Annotated in this window: 15 protein-coding genes and 2 tRNA genes; 5 read left to right on the top strand and 12 right to left on the bottom strand. The window is 69.8% G+C overall.

Features of this window, described 5'->3' with window-relative positions; translation table 11 throughout:
* Window positions 1-8: 8 nt before the first annotated feature.
* Together folC and ACWD0J_RS19090 are read right to left on the bottom strand one after the other, a co-directional pair.
* Entirely contained in the window at window positions 9-1,529 is a 1,521-nt protein-coding gene (gene folC / locus ACWD0J_RS19095) for a bifunctional tetrahydrofolate synthase/dihydrofolate synthase (protein WP_451496975.1), read from the bottom strand.
* Between the two features lie 222 nt (window positions 1,530-1,751).
* Window positions 1,752-4,376, bottom strand: coding sequence for a valine--tRNA ligase (locus ACWD0J_RS19090; protein WP_451496974.1), 2,625 nt, complete (start codon window positions 4,374-4,376; stop codon window positions 1,752-1,754).
* Between the two features lie 136 nt (window positions 4,377-4,512).
* Here ACWD0J_RS19090 and ACWD0J_RS19085 point away from each other — a divergent pair, with 136 nt between their 5' ends.
* Window positions 4,513-5,472: a hypothetical protein gene (locus tag ACWD0J_RS19085; RefSeq protein WP_451496973.1), complete on the top strand. Its 960-nt coding sequence runs from the start codon at window positions 4,513-4,515 to the stop codon at window positions 5,470-5,472.
* A 93-nt stretch (window positions 5,473-5,565) separates the two neighbouring features.
* On the opposite strand, the gene clpX is transcribed toward ACWD0J_RS19085, so the two are convergent.
* The 5 genes from clpX to ACWD0J_RS19060 form a co-directional block, all read right to left on the bottom strand.
* The gene (clpX, locus tag ACWD0J_RS19080; protein ID WP_451496988.1) at window positions 5,566-6,852 is read right to left on the bottom strand and encodes an ATP-dependent Clp protease ATP-binding subunit ClpX; all 1,287 of its coding nucleotides are present in this window, start codon (window positions 6,850-6,852) and stop codon (window positions 5,566-5,568) included.
* A 171-nt stretch (window positions 6,853-7,023) separates the two neighbouring features.
* On the bottom strand, window positions 7,024-7,704 hold the full coding sequence (locus tag ACWD0J_RS19075; RefSeq protein WP_286062380.1) for an ATP-dependent Clp protease proteolytic subunit: 681 nt from the start codon (window positions 7,702-7,704) through the stop codon (window positions 7,024-7,026).
* Window positions 7,705-7,753: 49 nt separating this feature from the next.
* Window positions 7,754-8,362, bottom strand: coding sequence for an ATP-dependent Clp protease proteolytic subunit (locus ACWD0J_RS19070; RefSeq protein WP_286066341.1), 609 nt, complete (start codon window positions 8,360-8,362; stop codon window positions 7,754-7,756).
* A 359-nt stretch (window positions 8,363-8,721) separates the two neighbouring features.
* On the bottom strand, window positions 8,722-10,107 hold the full coding sequence (tig, locus tag ACWD0J_RS19065; protein WP_451496972.1) for a trigger factor: 1,386 nt from the start codon (window positions 10,105-10,107) through the stop codon (window positions 8,722-8,724).
* A 218-nt stretch (window positions 10,108-10,325) separates the two neighbouring features.
* Window positions 10,326-10,402 (bottom strand) — tRNA-Pro (locus tag ACWD0J_RS19060).
* A gap of 130 nt (window positions 10,403-10,532) precedes the next feature.
* Here ACWD0J_RS19060 and ACWD0J_RS19055 point away from each other — a divergent pair.
* Window positions 10,533-10,603 (top strand) — tRNA-Gly (locus tag ACWD0J_RS19055).
* A 91-nt stretch (window positions 10,604-10,694) separates the two neighbouring features.
* Here ACWD0J_RS19055 and ACWD0J_RS19050 read toward each other — a convergent pair.
* Window positions 10,695-10,889, bottom strand: coding sequence for a hypothetical protein (locus ACWD0J_RS19050; protein ID WP_059191782.1), 195 nt, complete (start codon window positions 10,887-10,889; stop codon window positions 10,695-10,697).
* Window positions 10,890-11,434: 545 nt separating this feature from the next.
* Here ACWD0J_RS19050 and ACWD0J_RS19045 point away from each other — a divergent pair.
* Window positions 11,435-12,640, top strand: a complete 1,206-nt coding sequence (locus tag ACWD0J_RS19045) for an acyltransferase family protein (RefSeq protein WP_451496971.1) — start codon at window positions 11,435-11,437, stop codon at window positions 12,638-12,640.
* A gap of 60 nt (window positions 12,641-12,700) precedes the next feature.
* Here the strand turns inward: ACWD0J_RS19045 and ACWD0J_RS19040 are convergent, their stop codons facing one another.
* Together ACWD0J_RS19040 and ACWD0J_RS19035 are read right to left on the bottom strand one after the other, a co-directional pair.
* Window positions 12,701-13,171 carry an HD domain-containing protein gene (locus ACWD0J_RS19040; RefSeq protein ID WP_451496970.1) on the bottom strand — a complete coding sequence of 157 codons (471 nt, stop codon included), beginning with the start codon at window positions 13,169-13,171 and terminating at the stop codon, window positions 12,701-12,703.
* A 72-nt stretch (window positions 13,172-13,243) separates the two neighbouring features.
* Window positions 13,244-14,425 (bottom strand): PP2C family protein-serine/threonine phosphatase, encoded by a 1,182-nt coding sequence (locus tag ACWD0J_RS19035; RefSeq protein WP_451496969.1) that lies wholly within the window; start codon window positions 14,423-14,425, stop codon window positions 13,244-13,246.
* Between the two features lie 174 nt (window positions 14,426-14,599).
* On the opposite strand from ACWD0J_RS19035, the gene ACWD0J_RS19030 reads away from it, so the two are divergent.
* Window positions 14,600-15,829: a GNAT family N-acetyltransferase gene (locus tag ACWD0J_RS19030; protein ID WP_451496968.1), complete on the top strand. Its 1,230-nt coding sequence runs from the start codon at window positions 14,600-14,602 to the stop codon at window positions 15,827-15,829.
* 21 nt (window positions 15,830-15,850) lie between these two features.
* Here ACWD0J_RS19030 and ACWD0J_RS19025 read toward each other — a convergent pair whose 3' ends face one another.
* Both ACWD0J_RS19025 and ACWD0J_RS19020 read right to left on the bottom strand, forming a co-directional pair.
* Entirely contained in the window at window positions 15,851-16,669 is an 819-nt protein-coding gene (locus tag ACWD0J_RS19025) for an Fpg/Nei family DNA glycosylase (protein ID WP_451496967.1), read from the bottom strand.
* A 224-nt stretch (window positions 16,670-16,893) separates the two neighbouring features.
* Window positions 16,894-17,379: a ribose-5-phosphate isomerase gene (locus ACWD0J_RS19020; protein WP_451496966.1), complete on the bottom strand. Its 486-nt coding sequence runs from the start codon at window positions 17,377-17,379 to the stop codon at window positions 16,894-16,896.
* A 215-nt stretch (window positions 17,380-17,594) separates the two neighbouring features.
* Here ACWD0J_RS19020 and ACWD0J_RS19015 point away from each other — a divergent pair, with 215 nt between their 5' ends.
* A complete protein-coding gene (locus tag ACWD0J_RS19015) occupies window positions 17,595-19,085 on the top strand; it encodes an amino acid permease (RefSeq protein ID WP_451496965.1) in 1,491 nt (496 codons plus the stop codon).
* The last annotated feature ends 26 nt before the right edge of the window (window positions 19,086-19,111 follow it).

Here is a 19,111-nt window from a genome sequence, read left to right as displayed (position 1 = left end):
GTGGAGTCTCAGCCCTTCCCCAGCAGCAGCCGGGCCTCGCCGACGGTGATGACGGAACCGGTGACGAGCACACCGCCGCCCGCGAACTCGCCCTCCTCCTCGGCCAGCGTGATCGCGGCCTCCAGGGCGTCCGGCAGCCGCGGCTCGACCTGCACACGCTCCTCGCCGAACACCTCGACCGCGATCGCGGCGAGCTCGTCGGCGTCCATCGCCCGGTCGCTGGAGTTCTGGGTGACGACGATCTCCGCGAAGATCGGCTCGAACGCCTCCAGCAGCCCCCGTACGTTCTTGTCCCCGCTGGCCCCGACCACCCCGATCAGCCGGCTGAAGTCGAAGGCCTCCCCGATCGCCTCGGCGGTGGCGCGGGCGCCCGCCGGGTTGTGGGCGGCGTCCAGGACGACGGTCGGGGACCGACGTACGACCTCCATCCGCCCCGGGGAGGACACGGCGGCGAAGGCCTTGCGGACGGTGTCGATGTCGAGCGGCTCGGGCCGCTGCGAGCCGACGCCGAAGAACGCCTCGACGGCGGCCAGCGCGACGGCCGCGTTGTGGGCCTGGTAGGGGCCGTGCAGCGGGAGGTACACCTCGGCGTACTCCCCGCCGAGCCCGCGCAGGGTGAGCAACTGCCCGCCGACGGCGATCTGCCGCGAGACGACCCCGAACTCCAGCCCTTCGCGGGCCACGGTCGCGTCGACCTCCACGGCCTTCTTCAGCAGCACCTGAGCGGCGTCGACCGGCTGCTGCGCCAGGATGACCGTCGCGTCCTGCTTGACGATGCCGGCCTTCTCGGTGGCGATCGCCGCGTGCGTCTCACCGAGCCGGTCGGTGTGGTCGAGGTCGATGGGGGTGACGACGGCGACGTCCCCGTCGATGACGTTGGTGGCGTCCCAGGAGCCGCCCATGCCCACTTCCACGACGGCGACGTCGACGGGCGCGTCGGCGAAGGCGGCGTACGCCATCGCCGTCAGCACCTCGAAGAAGGAGAGCCGGTACTCCTGCTGGGAGTCGACCATCTCGGTGTACGGCTTGATGTCCTGGTACGTCTCGATGAACCGCTCGGCGGTCACCGGCGCCCCGTCGAGGCTGATCCGCTCGGTGATCGACTGGACGTGCGGGGAGGTGTAGCGCCCCGTCCGCAGATCGAAGGCACCGAGCAGGGCCTCGATCATGCGGGCGGTGGAGGTCTTGCCGTTGGTGCCGGTGATGTGGATCGAGGGGTACGACCGCTGCGGCTCGCCCAGCACGTCCATCAGTGCGGCGATCCGGCGGACCGACGGCTCCAGTTTGGTCTCGCCCCAGCGGGTGGCCAGCTCCGCCTCGACCTCGCGCAGGGCCTTGTCGACCTCGGGATCCGCCGGTCGGGTGGGCACGTCGGCCTGCGGTGGACCGCCCAGTGTCCGCAGGGTGCGGCTGCCGGCCTCGATCACCGCCAGATCCGGGTCACGGCCGGTCTCGGCCGCGACGATCTCCTCGAAGTCGTCGAGCGGACCGGGTTGCTCGCTGCTGTCGTGCGGGGGCTGCTCACTCACGGGGCCAGTCTACGTAGCGGCGGGGCACCGGGCGTTCCTCGCCCCCGCCGCCCCTTCCCGACCCGTCCCTGGGGGCTGCCGCCCCCAGACCCCCGCTTCGGCCTGAACGGCCTCGTCCTCAAGCGCCGGACGGGCTGAGATCAGCCCCTCCGGCGTTTGAGGAGCGGGGTCTGGGGCGGAGCCCCAGAAGGACGGGACGGATAGGGGCGGCGGGGGCGGGAACTACGCCTGCGGCAGCCGGTCGAGCTGCGTCGCGATCCGCGCGATGTCCGCGTCCGCCTTCGCCAGCCGCGTGCGGATCTTCTCCACCACCTGATCCGGAGCCTTCGCCAGGAACGCCTCGTTGCCGAGCTTCGCGTTCGCCTGCGCCTTCTCCTTCTCCGCCGCCGCGAGATCCTTCGCGAGCCGCTTCCGCTCCGCCGCCACATCGATCGTCCCGGAGAGGTCCAGCGCGACCTCGGCACCCGAGACCGGCAGGGTCGCCGTCGCCGTGAACGCGTCCCCCTCCGGCTGGAGCCGCAGCAGCTGCCGGATGGCCGCCTCGTGCGGGGCGAGCGCCGTACCGTCCAGCGACAGGCGCGCCGGGACCCGCTGCCCCGGCTGCAGCCCCTGGTCGGCCCGGAAGCGACGGACCTCGGTGATCACCGACTGGAGTGTCCCGATCTCCCGCTCGGCGCCCGGGTCGCGGAAGCCGCTGTCGGCCGGCCACTCGGCGATGACGAGCGACTCGCCCCCGGTCAGCGTGGTCCACAGCGTCTCCGTGACGAACGGGACGATCGGGTGCAGCAGCCGCAGCGTGACGTCCAGGACCTCGCCCAGGACCCGCTTGCTGGCCTCCGCGGCCGGACCGCCGGCGGCGAACGTCGTCTTGGACAGCTCGACGTACCAGTCGAACACCTCGTCCCACGCGAAGTGGAACAGCGCGTCGGAGAGCTTGGCGAACTGGTAGTCCTCGTAGAGCGCGTCGACCTCGGCGACCACGGAGTTGAGCCGGGACAGGATCCACCGGTCGGTCGCCGACATCGCCGCCGGCTCCGGCAGCGGCCCGTCCACCGTCGCGCCGTTCATCAGCGCGAAGCGGGTGGCGTTCCAGATCTTGTTGGCGAAGTTGCGGGAGCCCTGGACCCAGTCCTCGCCGATCGGGACGTCGACGCCCGGGTTGGCGCCGCGGGCCAGGGTGAACCTGAGCGCGTCGGAGCCGTACTTGTCCATCCAGTCCAGCGGGTTGACCGCGTTGCCGAAGGACTTGGACATCTTCTTGCCGAACTGGTCGCGGACCATGCCGTGCAGGGCGATGGTGTGGAACGGCGGGGTGCCGTCCATCGCGTAGAGGCCGAACATCATCATCCGGGCGACCCAGAAGAAGAGGATGTCGTAGCCGGTGACCAGGACGGAGTTCGGGTAGAACTTCGCGAGCGACTCGGTCTGTTCGGGCCAGCCGAGGGTGGAGAACGGCCACAGGCCGGAGGAGAACCAGGTGTCGAGGACATCGGTGTCCTGACGCCAGCCCTCACCGGTCGGGGCCTGGTCGTCGGGGCCGACGCAGACGACTTCGCCGTTCGGCCCGTACCAGACCGGAATGCGGTGCCCCCACCACAACTGCCGTGAGATGCACCAGTCGTGGAGGTTGTCGACCCAGTCGAAGTACCGCTTCTCCATCTCCTGCGGATGGATCGTGACGCGTCCGTCCCGGACGGCGTCACCGGCGGCCTTGGCGAGCGGGCCGACCTTGACCCACCACTGCATGGACAGGCGGGGCTCGATGGTGGTCTTGCAGCGCGAGCAGTGGCCGACCGAGTGGACGTAGGGCCGCTTCTCGGCGACGATCCGGCCCTCGGCGCGCAGCGCGGCGACGATGGCGGAACGGGCCTCAAGGCGGTCCTGGCCCTGGAAGGGGCCGTGGGCCGTGATGACGGCGTGCTCGTCCATGATCGTGATGGCGGGCAGGTCGTGCCGCTGGCCGATCTCGAAGTCGTTCGGGTCGTGCGCCGGGGTGACCTTGACGGCACCCGTGCCGAACTCGGGGTCGACGTGCGCGTCGGCGACGACCGGGATGGAACGCTCGGTCAGCGGCAGCTTGATGAGCTTGCCGACCAGGTGCTTGTACCGCTCGTCGTCGGGGTGGACGGCGACCGCCGTGTCACCGAGCATGGTCTCGGCGCGGGTGGTGGCGACGACGATCGTCTCGTCGCCCTCGCCGTACTTCATGGAGACGAGTTCGCCGTCGTCGTCCTGGTACTCGACCTCGATGTCCGAGATGGCGGTCAGACAGCGCGGGCACCAGTTGATGATGCGTTCGGCGCGGTAGATCAGCTCGTCGTCGTAGAGCCGCTTGAAGATGGTCTGGACGGCCTGCGAGAGCCCCTCGTCCATGGTGAAGCGCTCACGCGACCACGCGACACCGTCCCCGAGGCGGCGCATCTGCCCGCTGATCTGCCCGCCGGACTCGGCCTTCCACTGCCAGACGCGCTCGACGAAGGCTTCCCGGCCCAGGTCGTGCCGGGACTTGCCCTCCTTGCCGAGCTCGCGCTCGACGACGTTCTGCGTGGCGATGCCGGCGTGGTCCATGCCGGGCTGCCACAGCGTCTCGTGGCCCTGCATCCGCTTGCGGCGGGTCAGGGCGTCGATGAGGGTGTGCTCGAAGGCGTGCCCGAGGTGCAGCGAGCCCGTGACGTTCGGCGGCGGGATGACGACCGTGTACGGAGGCTTGTCGCTCTTCGCGTCGGCCTCGAAGTAGCCCCGCTCCACCCAGCGCTCGTACAGCGGCCCCTCTACGTCGGCCGGCGCGTACTGGGTCGGCAGTTCGGTGTCGGGCGCTGGTGGCTGCTGCTGAGCGTTCTCGGTCACAAGCTCAGTTTAGGGGTGTCACGGGGCAGTCCCGAAACGCGTTTGTTCTGTAACGGTGAGGGCCCCGATGCGGTGCGCCACCCTCTCCTGCGTCAGGATGTCGTGAACACATAAGCATCTGGAGGGGAACCCAGAAATGAGTCACAACCAGCCGGGCCCGTACGGCGGGCAGCCCCAGCAGCCCGGACCGTACGGTCAGCCGGGCCCGTACGGCCAGCAGCCGCAGGCCCCGCAGCCCGGCTACGGGTACCCCCAGCAGGCGCCTCCGGCCCAGCCGGGCTACGGCTACCCGCAGCAGCCCGGCCAGGGCGTCCCGCCGCAGGCCCCGCCGTACGGCCAGCAGGACCCCTACGGCCAGCAGCAACCGCCGTACGGCCAGGCTCCGTACGGAGCGCCGCAGCCGCCTGCGCCGGGAGGCGGCAAGAAGAAGACGGGCCTCATCATCGGCGCGGTCGCCGTGGTGGCGGCCATCGCGGTGGGCGCGTACTTCGTGATCGGCGGGGGCGGCGGCGGCTCGGACATCGCCGACGACGGGGCGCACAAGCTGACGACGCCGGCGACGGTCCTCAGCGGGGAGTACAAGAAGTCCAAGGAGGCCGACAGCGACGGCTTCAACAAGGACGACATCAAGGACGCCGAGAAGCACGGCGTGAAGAACGCCAAGGACGTGAACGCCGGCTACCAGTCCGGGAGCGAGGACAACCCCTTCGCCATGAAGATGGTCAACTTCATGGGTGCCTACGGCGACATCGAGGACCCCGAGGCGGTCGTCGACGGCATGTTCACCGAGATGAAGAAGAGCGCCAAGGAGGACGGCGAAGGCGAGGCCGTGGGCAGCCCGAAGGCCTACACGCCCAGCGGTCTGGAAGGCGCCGTCCTCAAGTGCCAGGAGACGAAGGTCAAGGGCGACTCCTCGTCCGGCTCGACCGGTCCCAGCGAGATCAGCGTGCCGGTGTGCATCTGGGGCGACCACAGCACCCTGGGCGTCATCATCCCCCTCGACCTGGCCGACGCGATGGCCGGCAAGGCGGCGAACCTGCAGAGCGCGGCCGATCTGACCGCCAAGTTCCGCAAGGACGTGCGCGTCAAGGTCTGACCCGCACCACGGAACGACGAAGGGGCCCCGGTCGATCGACCGGGGCCCCTTCTGCGCGTCTGCGTCTGCGTCTGCGTCTGCGTCTGCGGGCGGTTACGCCGTCTTCTGCTCGCCCGGCCCCCGGCCCCGCGAATCCCGCGGGATGAGCGTCGGGTTGACGTTGGAGAGGACCACGTCGGCCGTGATGACCACGCGGGCCACGTCCTTGCGGGACGGGACCTCGTACATGACGCCCTGGAGGACTTCCTCCATGATGGCCCGCAGGCCACGGGCGCCGGTCTGGCGGAGGATCGCCTGGTCGGCGATGGCCTCCAGCGCCTCGCGCTCGAACTCCAGCTCCACGCCGTCGAGTTCGAAGAGACGCTCGTACTGCTTCACCAGCGCGTTGCGCGGCTCGATCAGGATCTGGAGCAGGGCCTCGCGGTCCAGGTTGTGGACCGAGGTGATCACGGGGAGACGGCCGATGAACTCGGGGATCATGCCGAACTTGACCAGGTCCTCGGGCATGATGTCCTCGAACCGGTCCTTGGCCTCCAGCTCCCGCTTGGAGCGGATCGTCGCGCCGAAGCCGATGCCCTTCGCGCCGGCCCGGGACTCGATGATCTTCTCCAGTCCCGAGAAGGCACCGCCCACGATGAACAGGACGTTTGTCGTGTCGATCTGGATGAACTCCTGGTGCGGGTGCTTACGGCCGCCCTGCGGCGGCACCGAGGCCGTGGTGCCCTCCAGGATCTTCAGCAGGGCCTGCTGGACGCCCTCACCCGAGACGTCGCGCGTGATCGACGGGTTCTCGCTCTTGCGGGCGACCTTGTCGATCTCGTCGATGTAGATGATCCCGGTCTCGGCCTTCTTGACGTCGTAGTCCGCCGCCTGGATCAGCTTCAGCAGGATGTTCTCGACGTCCTCGCCGACATAGCCGGCCTCCGTCAGCGCCGTCGCGTCGGCGATGGCGAACGGGACGTTGAGCATCCGGGCCAGGGTCTGGGCCAGCAGCGTCTTGCCGGAGCCCGTCGGGCCCAGCAGGAGGATGTTGGACTTCGCCAGCTCGATGGCGTCCTCGCGGCTCTGCGCGCCGCCGTTCTCACCGGCCTGGACCCGCTTGTAGTGGTTGTACACCGCGACCGAGAGGGCCTTCTTGGCCGACTCCTGGCCGACCACGTAGCCCTCAAGGAACTCGTAGATCTCGCGGGGTTTGGGGAGTTCCTCCCACCGGACCTCGCTGGTCTCGGCGAGCTCCTCCTCGATGATCTCGTTGCAGAGGTCGATGCACTCGTCGCAGATGTACACACCGGGCCCTGCGATGAGCTTCTTGACCTGCTTCTGGCTCTTGCCGCAGAACGAGCACTTGAGCAGATCGCCGCCGTCACCGATGCGTGCCACGGTGTGCTTCCCCTTCGCCTGGGAGACGCCTAGGTCCAGCGGCTCCTGGTGCTGCCTTATGTCCGACGGTACCTTGCCGAGCCCCCCGTTCGGGCCCCCCTTGGCGCGGTTCACTTCGACGCGCAGCGTGTCGGACCGTGCCAAGGGGCGGCAGACGATACATCCTCCGCGTCAGCGGACGGAGGCGTTGTTCATCTTCCGGGTGGAGATGATCTGGTCGATCAGGCCGTACGCCAGCGCGTCATCGGCCGTGAGGATCTTGTCGCGCTCGATGTCCTCGCGGATCTTCTCGATCGGCGTGGTGGAGTGCTTGGCCAGCAGGTCTTCCAGCTGGGCACGCATCCGGAGAATCTCGTTCGCCGCGATCTCCAGGTCGGAGACCTGGCCCCGGCCCGTCTCACTGTACGGCTGGTGGATGAGCACACGGGCGTTCGGGAGCGCCATGCGCTTGCCGGGCGTGCCGGCGGCCAGCAGGATGGCGGCGGCCGAGGCGGCCTGACCCATGCAGACCGTCTGGACGTCCGGCTTCACGAACTGCATGGTGTCGTAGATCGCGGTCAGCGCGGTGAAGGAGCCGCCGGGGCTGTTGATGTAGACCGAGATGTCCCGGTCGGGGTCCATCGACTCCAGGCACAGCAGCTGCGCCATGACGTCGTTGGCGGACGCGTCGTCGATCTGCACACCGAGGAAGATCACGCGCTCTTCGAAGAGCTTCGCGTACGGGTCGTACTCGCGCACGCCCTGCGAGGTGCGCTCGACGAAGCGCGGGATGACGTAGCGGGACTCGGCCGCCGGGACGGTGAGCTCGGCGCGTGTGCGGTCGTACAGGCCGCTGCCGGGGTAGTCGTTCACTTTCTGTCTCCTTGGGGCTGTGGCGGTCGGCTGGGGGCTGTACTGGGGCTCAGGCCGCCCCGGTGCCGCCGCCGCCCGGCATACCGGCGGCCGTGGGGATCACGTCGTCGATGAGGCCGTACTCCTTGGCCTCGAGCGCGTCGAACCAGCGGTCGCGGTCCGAGTCACGGGTGATCTGCTCGATGCTCTGGCCGGTGTGCTGCGAGGTGAGCTCGGCCATGCGCTTCTTGGTGTGCAGCAGCCGCTCAGCGTGGATCTTGATGTCGGAGGCCGAGCCGGCCAGACCGGCGGACGGCTGGTGGATCAGGATCTCGGCGTTCGGGAGCGCGAAGCGCTTGCCCGGCGTACCCGCGCTGAGCAGGAACTGGCCCATGGAAGCGGCGAGACCCATGGCGATGGTCACCACGTCGTTCTTGATGAACTGCATGGTGTCGTAGATCGCCATGCCGGCCGTGATCGAGCCACCGGGACTGTTGATGTAGAGGTAGATGTCCTTGTCGGGGTCAGCGGCAAGGAGCAGCAACTGTGCGGTGATCTTGTTGGCGATGTCGTCGTCGACCGCCTGGCCGAGGAAGATGATCCGCTCGCCGAGCAGCCGGTTGTATACCTGGTCGCCGAGGCCACCACCGATGGAGGGGTCGCCGGCGGCGGAGGGCATCAGATTCGTCACGTATCCACCTGCTCGTCTTACGACGGCGTCCGGGCCGTCTTACGTGTCCTGCCGGGGCTCGGGGGGCTCGGGGACTCCCCTGCCCTCGTACTCATGGACCCTAACGCGCGGGTCCCTTCGGGGAATCCCGCAAAAGGAACTGTTCGCTGTGAGCGCAGGTCGCCCCCGCCGGGCGGGGCCGTTCCCCGCGCCCTGAGGGCGGCCGGACCGTGGGCGGCCGCAGGCCGCCGGTGGCCGGTCGCGCGGGTCCCCGCGGCCGCCGCGCAACCGCGCCGCGGGACAGCGGAAGGGCCCCGGGGCTTGTCGCGCCCCAGGGCCCTCCGTACGACCTGCCGAGCGCCGTGGGCTCAGCCCTCGGTCTTCTCCTCGGCCGGGGCCTCGGTGGTGTCGGCGGTGGCCTCGGCGGCCTCCGTCTCCTCCTCCTCGTCCTCCAGGTCGATGATCTCGCCGTTGGTGTCCTTGACCGTGGCCTTCTCGACCACGACGGCCAGGGCCTTGCCGCGGGCGACCTCGCCCACCAGCAGCGGCACCTGACCACCCTCGACGACCGCCTGGGCGAACTGGTCGGGGGACATGCCGGAGGAGGCCGCGCGCCGCATGAGGTGCTCGGTGAGCTCCTCCTGGTTGACGTTGAGCTTCTCCTGCTTGACGAGCTCGTCGAGGACGAACTGGGTCTTGATGCCCTTGACCGCGGCCTCACGGGTCTCGGTCTCGAACTCCTCCTCGGTCTTGCCCTGGATCTCCAGGTACTTCGGGAGGTCGAGGCCCATCTGGCCGAGCTGGTGGTGCTCCAGGTTGTGCTTGCGGGTGTTGACCTCTTCCTCGAGCAGCTTCTCGGGGACGGGCACCTCGACGAGCTCCAGCAGCTTCTCCAGGACGCGCTCCTGGGCCTGCGTGGCCTGGTCGTACTGCTTCATGTTCTCCAGGCGCTTGCGGCTGTCGGCCCGGAGCTCCTCAAGGGTGTCGAACTCGGAGGCGAGCTGCGCGAACTCGTCGTCCAGCTCGGGGAGTTCACGCGCGGCGACCTGGGAGACCTTGACGGTGACCTCGGCCTCCTTGCCGGCCGCCGAGCCGCCCTTGAGCTCGGAGGTGAAGGTGGCCTCGCCACCGGCCTCCAGGCCCTTCACGGCGTCGTCGATGCCCTCCAGCAGCTCACCGGAGCCGATGGTGTAGGAGACGCCGCTCGCGACGCCGTCCTCCAGGACCTCGCCGTCGACCTTGGCCTCCAGGTCGAGGGTGACGACGTCGCCGTCCTCGGCGGCACGCTCGACCGGGGAGGTCGAGGCGAAGCGCTCACGCAGCTCGGAGACGGCCTTGTCGACGTCCTCCTCGCTGACCTCGACCGCGTCGACCTCGACCTCGATGCCGGAGTAGTCCGGGATCTCGAGGGCGGGGCGGACGTCGACCTCGGCGGTGAAGTTCAGCGTCTCGCCGTCCTTCAGCTCGGTGATGTCGACCTCGGGCTGGCCCAGGACGTTGAGCTCGGCCTCGTTGACCGCTTCGGTGTAGAACTTCGGAAGCGCGTCGTTGACGGCCTCCTCGAGCACGGCGCCGCGACCGAACCGCTGGTCGATGACACGGGCCGGGATCTTGCCCTTGCGGAAGCCCTTCACCGTGACCTGCTGGTTGATCTTCTTGTACGCCGCGTCGAGGCTGTCCTTGAGCTCCTCGAAGGGCACCTCGACAGTGAGCCGAACCCGAGTCGGGTTCAGGGTCTCCACGGCGCTCTTCACGGTTCGGTCTCCTTGTGGCTGACTTCTTGGGTTCTGCCCGCAGCCAGACCGGCTCCGGGCAAATTCGCCGCCCGGAGGACTTCGTAGGGAGAGGCACACGGGCGTGCAGCTTGCATAGTAACGGCAGCGGCGACACGGCCCCAAAGGCGATCAGGGGACGCGCTCACCCGAGCGTGATCGTGCGGGCGGGCCGGTGCGGCCCGGTGACGGCCGGCAAGTGGTCGGGGTGGCGGGATTTGAACCCACGGCCTTCCGCTCCCAAAGCGGACGCGCTACCAAGCTGCGCCACACCCCGTGCTGGTGCGACACGTAGGGTACATGCCCGCGGGCCGCAGGGCCGCCGTATTGACGGGGTGTGCGACGAGGGGGGACGACCCGCTACGATGCCTCCTGTGCCGTGGTCACCGAACCGCGGCGCGTGCTGTGCGGGCGTAGCTCAATGGTAGAGCCCTAGTCTTCCAAACTAGCTACGCGGGTTCGATTCCCGTCGCCCGCTCCGACAAGGCCTCCGGCCCGGTCCTTCCGAGGACCGGGCCGGAGGCCTTTTCCGGCGCTGCGGCGGACCACACGCTCCACGCGATCCACGCCTAGAACTGGATCGAGTTGATGGTCTCCGCTATCGAGTTCAGGAACCGCTGGATGTCGTCGGCCATGCCGGTCGAGGCGAGGAAGAAGCCGAAGAGCACAGCGACCACGGCCGGGCCGGCCTTGAGCGATCCTCCCCGGATCAACACCACCATGATGATCGCCAACAGCAGCACCACTGACAGCGAAATGGCCACAACTGATCACACCCTCGGTCGGTCCGCTCTCCCGGCCCGGGGATGCCACCCCGCGCACCCCCGCCAGAACCATCGTGCCACCAACACGGCCCGCATATGCGGCGCGTGACCCAACGTTGGCCAAGGCCGCCCCGGACCGCCACGCGCCGGCGGGCGCGCATCGGCCCCCGCCGTGACACCCGTACAACAATTCGACGGGCCACCCGCACAGGGAATTCGACCGCGTCGTTTCCGTGTCCACACATGGTGTTCGCAGGTAATTCGAATTGCCGTCACAGAAGGCCCCGACAGCGCGCACGTCATGCCGATAAGGCACTATTTAGTGGGGATGAATCGTGACAAGTAGGACAGATATGAGGTGCTTCGAGGGACGGTCGGCGTGTGGCGGTCCTCACGTCGGCTCGCTGTCAACTTCATGAAAACGCGGGTACGCGAAGGCATTAACCAGGAATGACTTCGAGGGTTTTACGAAAGCGCACAGCCGAGGCTAGGGTGCCTCAGATGTTCCACGCCGCCTCGTCCCCCGCAAGCGCAGCGAGGTCCCTGTGACGAACTCGCTGCGACCGCACGGCCCCCATCGAGCGCCGCTCCCCCCGACGCAGTCGTCGGCGGACGGAGTGCCCAGTCCGCGCTCGCCGCAGAACCAGCAACACAACCAGCGACACAACCAGCGACAGAGCAAGCCCGGCAGACAGCGGGACGCGTTCTTCGACAACGCCAAGTACCTGGCCATCGTCCTGGTCGCGGTGGGCCACTCCTGGGAGCCCGTCAAGGGCGACAGCCGGACCCTGGAGGCCCTGTACACGGTCGTGTACGCCTTCCACATGCCGGCGTTCATCATCATCTCCGGCTTCTTCTCGCGCAGCTTCGACATGCGCGCCGACCGGCTCAGGCGGCTGATCACCGGCGTCGTCGTGCCGTACGTCGTCTTCGAGACGGCCTACTCCCTCTTCAAGTACTTCGCCGGCCACTCCCCGGACCGGGAGATCAGCCTCCTGGACCCGTGGTTCCTGACGTGGTTCCTGTGCGCGCTGTTCGTCTGGCGGCTCACCACGCCGGTCTGGAAGCTGGTGCGGTGGCCGCTGCCGGTCGCGCTCGGCATCGCGATGCTGGCGACCGTCAGCCCGGAGATCGGCAACGACCTCGACCTGCAGCGGGTGCTGCAGTTCCTGCCGTACTTCGTGCTCGGCCTGTGCCTGAAGCCCGAGCACTTCCGGCTGGTGCGCCGGCGGGCGATGCGGATCCTGTCGGTGCCGGTGTTCGCGGCGGCGCTGGTCGTCGGCTGGTGGGCCGTGCCGCGCATGAACACGTCGTGGTTCTACCACCGGGACGCGGCGCAGGAGATGGGCGCCCCCTGGTGGACCGGGCCGGTCATGGTCCTCGCGCTGTTCGCCTGCTCGCTGCTGCTGACCGCCTGCTTCTTCTCCTGGGTGCCGGGCCGGAACCTCTGGTTCACGGCGCTCGGCGCGGGCACGCTGTACGGCTACCTGCTGCACGGCTTCCTGATCAAGGGCGGCGACTACGCGGGCTGGTTCGACCAGGCCTGGCTGCACCGGCCGCTCGGCGAGATCTTCGTGAGCGTCCTCGCGGCCGTCGCCGTGACGTTGCTGTGCACCTCGCCGGTGCGGCGGCTGTTCCGGTGCGCGATGGAGCCGACGATGGCGTGGGCCTTCCGCCCGGACGCCGCCGAACAGGCCCGCGGACGCGAGCAGCGCGCGAAGAGCGCCGTACGCGAGAAGGTCAGCGCCTAGTCACCCGTCACCGTCACCCGTCACCCGTCACCCCTCGGCGTCACCCCTCTCCCCTCCCCCTTATCGCCCTCGCCTGTCGAGCAGACCGAGAAGCGCACGCATCCGCGTGTACTTCTCGGTCAGTCGTCTGCGGGTGAACTCGTCCAGTACGGCGAGGCGCGCCGGGTCCGCGTTGTGCGCCAGGTCCGCCTCCTTCACCAGCAAGGCGCCCGGAGTGGCGAGAATGCGCCGGGCGTACGCCTCGGGCGGCTCCCCGTTCCGCTTGGTGAGCGCGTACACGATGTCCTTCGTCCGGCGGCTCAGCGCGGCCTCCTCCAGCCACCGCTCGGACAGGGCGCCGTCCTCGACGGCGTCGTGCAGCCAGGCGGCCGCGATCTGGTCCTCGTCACCGCCGCGCGCGCTCACCCCTTCCGCCACGGCCTGGAGGTGTTCGGCGTAGGGCCGCCCGGCCTTGTCGGTCTGGCCGGCGTGGGCGGTGCGGGCGGTGGCCTCTACTTCGGCCAGGGTCAGCTGCTCGGGAGTGTGCGTCACACGTCCAGTGTCCCGCCGCGCGGGCCCCCGCGGGTCCCCAGAGGGGCCGCGGGGTGCGCGGGCCGGGCGGTCTCAGCGCAGGGTCGCCTGGGCCGTCGGGCCCTCCCGGCAGATCAGCAGCAGCGCCCGGTCGTCGTTGACGTCCTTGGCGACCGCTTCGATCAGGTGCCAGGCGGCCCCGTGGAAGCCGCCGGCGACATAGCGGTCGGCCTCGCCGGTGAGGCGGTCGATGCCCTCGACTATGTCGCGTTCGGCCGTCTCCACCAGACCGTCCGTGAACAGCATCAGCACGTCTCCGGGGCGCAGCGAGCCCTTCACGGGGTCGAACTGCGCGCCGTCGTACACACCGAGCAGCGGGCCCTCGGCGGCCTTCTCCTCCCAGCGTCCGCTGCCCGCGCTGAGCTGGAGGCCCGGCGGATGCCCCGCGGAGTACAGCTCGTAGTCGCCGGAGTCGAGGTCGAGGACCAGGTGGATCGAGGTCGCGAAGCCCTCGTCCCAGTCCTGGCGGAGGAGGTAGCCGTTCGCGGCCGGGAGGAAGGCGTGCGGCGGCAGCGACCCGAGCAGGCCGCCGAACGCGCCCGACAGCAGGAGGGCCCGCGACCCCGCGTCCATGCCCTTGCCGGACACGTCCGTGAGGACCACCTCCAGGGTGCGGCCGCCGTTGGTTCGGGCCGCGACAACGAAGTCACCGGAGAACGACTGGCCGCCCGCCGGGCGCAGCGCCATCTCCCGGTGCCAGCCCTGCGGCAGCTGCGGCAGCTTGCTCTGCACCCGGATGCGTTCCCGCAGGTCGAAGAGCATGGTGCCGCCGCGCCGCCACGGCACGCCGACCCGGCTGCGGAACTGGGCGATGAGCAGGCCGAAGAGTCCGCAGGCCGCCACGACCAGGACCACGCCCGGGGTGACCCGGGAGGGGCCCTCCGTGTACGGGCCGAGCTGTACCGACTCCACGATCAGCGCGGTCGCCGCCGCCGCGTACAGGCCGAGCAGGCTCGCCGGGCGCAGCAGCAGGCCGCCCGCGACGATCGGCAGGACCAGCGCGGCCGGGGAGCACCACACCGAGTTCATGAGTGTGGTGGCCGCGATCAGGGGCACGGTCAGGAGGAGACCGACCAGCGCCACCCAGTCCGAGCCGTCGCCGCGGAAGTAGTCCACGGCGCTTCTGCGCAGGCCTACGCGGGCCCGGTGCCACTGCATCTTCAACCGGGCCGTGAACGTCTCGGCTTCCGCGCGCCGCTCTCGTCCTGCTGCCATTAGTTCGGGACCCTATCCATCGGACCAGCCGCTTGGCACGGGAGGTCCCACTTGTCCCCCGTCCGAGGCTCAACTTCACAGTGAACTTCACCGGAAGCCGCCTCGCCGCCCTCAAGTCGAAATTCCCTGGCCCGTCCCGCAATGCCCTGATAGGCATGGCCCATGGGGACTGCTATGAGTACCGACCTGCGGGTGCTGCGACAGGACGACTGGGACCAGTGGTACGACAACCTGATCCGCGCCTTCGGCGGGGTTCCGGAGGCGTCCGAGGAGCGGGAGCTGTGGAACTCCCTCACCGAGCTCGACCGTTCGATCGGCGCCTGGGACGGGAACGCGTGCGTGGGGACGGCCGGCACGTTCAGTTTCCGGCTGACCGTGCCGGGCGGCGCCTCGGTGCCCGCCGCGGGCGTGACGATGGTCAGCGTGGCCGCCACGCACCGCCGGCGCGGGGTGCTGCGGTCCATGATGCGGCGGCAGTTGGACGACGTCCGGGCGTGGGGCCGGCCGCTGGCGGTCCTGACGGCCTCCGAGCCCGAGATCTACGGCCGGTTCGGGTACGCCGCGGCCACGTTCGGCACCAACCTCGACGTCGACACGACCCGCGTACGGCTGTCGGTGCCGCCCGGCACCGATGACGTACGCCTGCGGTACGCCGCGCCGGCCGACGTCCTGGACGCGTGCGAGGCGGTGTACGCCCGCCGGGTGCCCGGCCGGCCGGGGATGCTGGCGCGGCTGCCCGGGTGGGAGCGGATCTGGCTGCTCGACCCGGAGAGTGCCCGGGACGGGGCGTCGCCGTTGCAGTGTGTGCTCGCCGAACGGGACGGCGAGGTCGTGGGATACGCGCGCTTCCGGGTCCGGCCGGGGTGGGAGGCCGCGGGGCCCAAGGGTGTGGTGGTCCTCCAGGACACGGAGGCGCTGGACGCGGCGGCGCATGCCGCGCTGTGGCGGTTCCTGTTCGACATCGACCTGACGTCGTCGCTGAGCGCGCTGGGGCGGCCGCTGGACGAGCCGTGGATGTCCATGGTGAACGACATCCGGCGGTGCGGGCTGCGCGTGCGGGACTCGCTGTACGTGCGGCTGGTGGACGTCGGGGCGGCGCTGGAGGCCCGCGCCTATCAGGCGCCGGTGGACGTGGTGTTCGAGGTCGAGGACGACTTCTGCCCCTGGAACGCGGGGCGTTGGCGGCTGACGGGTGACGCGAAGGGCGCGTCGTGCGGTCGTACGACGGACGCAGCCGATCTCGCGCTGTCCGTACGGGAGTTGGGGGCGGCGTACCTCGGAGGTGTGAGCCTGGCCTCGCTGGCGGGCGCCGGACGGGTGCGGGAGCTGCGGCAGGGGGCGCTGGCGGAGGCGGCCGTGGGGTTCGGGTCCGTGGTGACTCCCTGGCTGCCGCACGGGTTCTGACGGGCGCCGGCGGGAGGGGACTCAGCCGGCCTGGCTCTTCTGGCAGGCCGGGCACCAGAAGAGGTTGCGGGCGGCGAGATCGGCGGTGCGGATCTCACCGCCACAGAGGTGGCAGGGCAGGTTGGCCCTGCGGTAGACGTAGACCTCGCCGCCGTGGTCGTCGACGCGCGGCGGGCGGCCCATCGCCTGCGGGGTGTGTTCCGGGCGGACGGTGTCGATGCGGTTGTTGCGCACTCCCTCGCGCATCAGCTCGACCAGGTCGGTCCAGATCGCGTCCCATTCGGTGGGGGTCAGGTCCCGGCCGGCGCGGTACGGGTCGATGCCGTGCCGGAAGAGGACCTCGGCGCGGTAGACGTTGCCGACGCCGGCGACGACCTTCTGGTCCATCAGCAGAGCGGCGATCGTCGTACGGCTGCGGGAGATCCGGCGGTACGCGGCGTTCGGGTCCGCGTCCTCGCGCAGGGGGTCGGGGCCGAGGCGGTCGTGTATCGCCTGCTTCTCGGCGGGCGTGATCAGGGCGCAGGTGGCGGGGCCGCGCAGATCCACGTACGACGTGCTGTGCGCGAGGCGGAGGCGGACGGTGTCCGTGGGCGGGGGCGCGGGGGCCGGGCCGAAGCTGACCTTGCCGAAGAGGCCCAGGTGGATGTGCACGTGGGCGCTGTCGCGGAAGCCGAGGAAGAGGTGCTTGCCGTGGGCCTCAGTGCGGGTGAGCGGGCTGCCGGTGAGGAGGGCGGCGGCGTCGGCGAACTTGCCCTGGGGGCTGGTGACGTGGGGGGCCGTGCCGAGGAAGGCGGCGGCGTAGTCCTGGGCCAGCCGGTGGATCGTGTGCCCCTCTGGCACGGTTGCTCCCGTTCGTCTGCGGTGGGGTGGGCGTGGGGGTTCTCGCCCCCGCCGCCCTTGCCCGTACCCGTCACCAGGGGCGCTGCCCCTTCTCCCCCGCTGGGGCTCCGCTTCTCCCCCGCTGGGGCTCCGCCCCAGACCCCGGTCGGCCCGCAGGGCCTCGTCCTCGAACGCCGGACGGGCTGGATCGATGCCGGGCCGGCTGGGAGCAGTGCGGGGCGGGGTTACTGCTGGGGGTGGTGTGCGGGGATCGGGGGGAGGTCGCCCGTGGTCTCGTAGTCCGCCAGCATGTCGATGCGGCGGATGTGACGCTCGTCACCGGAGAACGAGGTGTCGAGGAAGGTCTCGACGAACTTCGTCGCCTCCTCCTGGGTGTGCATGCGCGCGCCCACCGCGACGACGTTCGCGTCGTTGTGCCGGCGGCCCAGGGACGCCGTCTCCTCGCTCCAGGCCAGCGCGGCGCGCACGCCCTTCACCTTGTTCGCGGCGATCTGCTCGCCGTTGCCGGAGCCGCCGATGACCACGCCGAGGGCGTCCGGGTCCGCGGCCGTCCGCTCGGCGGCACGGAGGCAGAACGGGGGGTAGTCGTCCTGGGCGTCGTAGATGTGCGGGCCGCAGTCCACGGGGTCGTGGCCGGCCGCCCGGAGCCAGTCGACGAGGTGGTTCTTGAGTTCGAAGCCCGCATGGTCGGAGCCGAGATACACGCGCATGGGACGAGTGTGACACGGGCGTTTCAGGGCAGCAGCCCCGGGGCCACAGGCCGAAAACTGCGGGCAACAGTATGGAACCTCAGGAAAACCTCAAGTAACAATCCGGAATCAAAGGTTCACCTATCCCTTTGCCTCCGATTCACTGGACCGATTCATCCGCCTCCGTACACCGCTCGTACGGGGGACAGCTCAACCGGCGCAAAGGAAATTCGTCCATGACCTCGCAGCCGACCCTCCCCGAGGCCGGTCACGCCCCAGGAGCCCCCGGCGATCCCGGCAGCGGCCTCCACGCAGGGCTCAAGAACCGTCACCTGTCGATGATCGCCATCGGTGGCGTCATCGGAGCCGGACTCTTCGTGGGGTCCAGCTCGGGTATCGCCACCGCCGGACCCGGCATCCTCCTGTCGTACGCCCTCGTCGGCACGCTCGTGGTGCTGGTGATGCGGATGCTCGGCGAGATGTCCGCCGCCAACCCGACCTCCGGTTCCTTCTCGGCGCACGCCGACCGGGCGCTCGGGCGCTGGGCCGGGTTCTCCATCGGCTGGCTGTACTGGTTCTTCTGGGTCGTCGTGCTCGCCGTCGAGGCCACCGCCGGGGCCAAGATCCTCGAAGGGTGGATACCCGCCGTACCGCAGTGGGGCTGGGCCCTGCTCGTGATGGTGGTGCTGACCGCCACGAACCTCGTCTCCGTCGGCTCCTACGGCGAGTTCGAGTTCTGGTTCGCCGGCATCAAGGTCGTCGCGATCGGCGCGTTCATCGTCATCGGCGGGCTGGCCGTGTTCGGGGTGCTGCCCGGCGTGGACAGCGACAAGGCCGGGCTGGCCAACCTGACCGACCACGGCGGCTTCCTGCCGCACGGGGCGGGCGCCATCCTCACCGGCGTCCTGCTCGTCGTCTTCTCCTTCATGGGCAGCGAGATCGCGACCCTGGCGGCCGGCGAGTCGGAGGACCCGCAGCGGGCCGTCACCAAGTCCACCAACAGCATCATCTGGCGTATCGGCGTGTTCTACCTGGGGTCGATCTTCGTCGTCGTGACCCTGCTGCCGTGGGACGACGCCTCGATCGCCGACAAGGGCTCCTACGTCGCCGCCCTGGACTCCCTCGGTATCGCGCACGCCGGTCAGATCATGAACTTCATCGTGCTGACCTCGGTGCTGTCCTGTCTCAACTCCGGCCTGTACACGGCCTCCCGCATGGCGTACTCGCTCGGTGAGCGCGGGGACGCGCCGAAGGCCTTCGCCCGCACCACCTCCCGCGGGGTTCCGCTGGCGGCGATCGTCGCCTCCGTCGTGTTCGGGTTCGTCGCGGTGTTCTTCAACTACAAGTTCCCCGACTCCGTCTTCCTCTTCCTGGTCAACTCCAGTGGCGCGGTTGCCCTGTTCGTGTGGCTGGTCATCTGCTTCTCGCAGCTGCGCATGCGGAAGATCATCCAGGCCGAGGCGCCGGAGAAGCTGGTCGTGAGGATGTGGCTGTACCCGTACCTGACCTGGGCGACCGCCGCGCTGATCGTCTTCGTCCTCGGTTACATGCTCACCGACACCGAGCACGACGGCCGCAAGACGGTGCTGCTGTCCCTGCTCGTCGCCGCGGTCGTGCTGGCGATCGCCTTCGTGAAGGAGAGGGTCCTGCGGGGGCGGGCCGCCGCCGCCGGGCCGACCGATTCCGCCGGGCCCTCCGAGTCCGCTGACAAGGTCTCCGCCGGCTGAGTCCGGTGACTGACGGTCAGTGATGA

The organism is Streptomyces sp. NPDC003011, from assembly GCF_053591515.1.
The sequence above is the reverse complement of the archived record's forward strand: the minus strand, read 5'-3'. Positions and strand labels throughout refer to the sequence as shown.

Excerpts from the sequence above, each read along its gene's own strand:
- ACWD0J_RS19085 (WP_451496973.1), top strand. The coding sequence starts at position 4,513 with ATGAGTCACAACCAGCCGGGCCCGTACGGCGGGCAGCCCCAGCAGCCC.
- ACWD0J_RS19070 (WP_286066341.1), bottom strand. The coding sequence starts at position 8,362 with ATGCCCTCCGCCGCCGGCGACCCCTCCATCGGTGGTGGCCTCGGCGAC.
- ACWD0J_RS19035 (WP_451496969.1), bottom strand. The coding sequence starts at position 14,425 with ATGGCAGCAGGACGAGAGCGGCGCGCGGAAGCCGAGACGTTCACGGCC.
- ACWD0J_RS19030 (WP_451496968.1), top strand. The coding sequence starts at position 14,600 with ATGAGTACCGACCTGCGGGTGCTGCGACAGGACGACTGGGACCAGTGG.
- ACWD0J_RS19020 (WP_451496966.1), bottom strand. The coding sequence starts at position 17,379 with ATGCGCGTGTATCTCGGCTCCGACCATGCGGGCTTCGAACTCAAGAAC.
- ACWD0J_RS19015 (WP_451496965.1), top strand. The coding sequence starts at position 17,595 with ATGACCTCGCAGCCGACCCTCCCCGAGGCCGGTCACGCCCCAGGAGCC.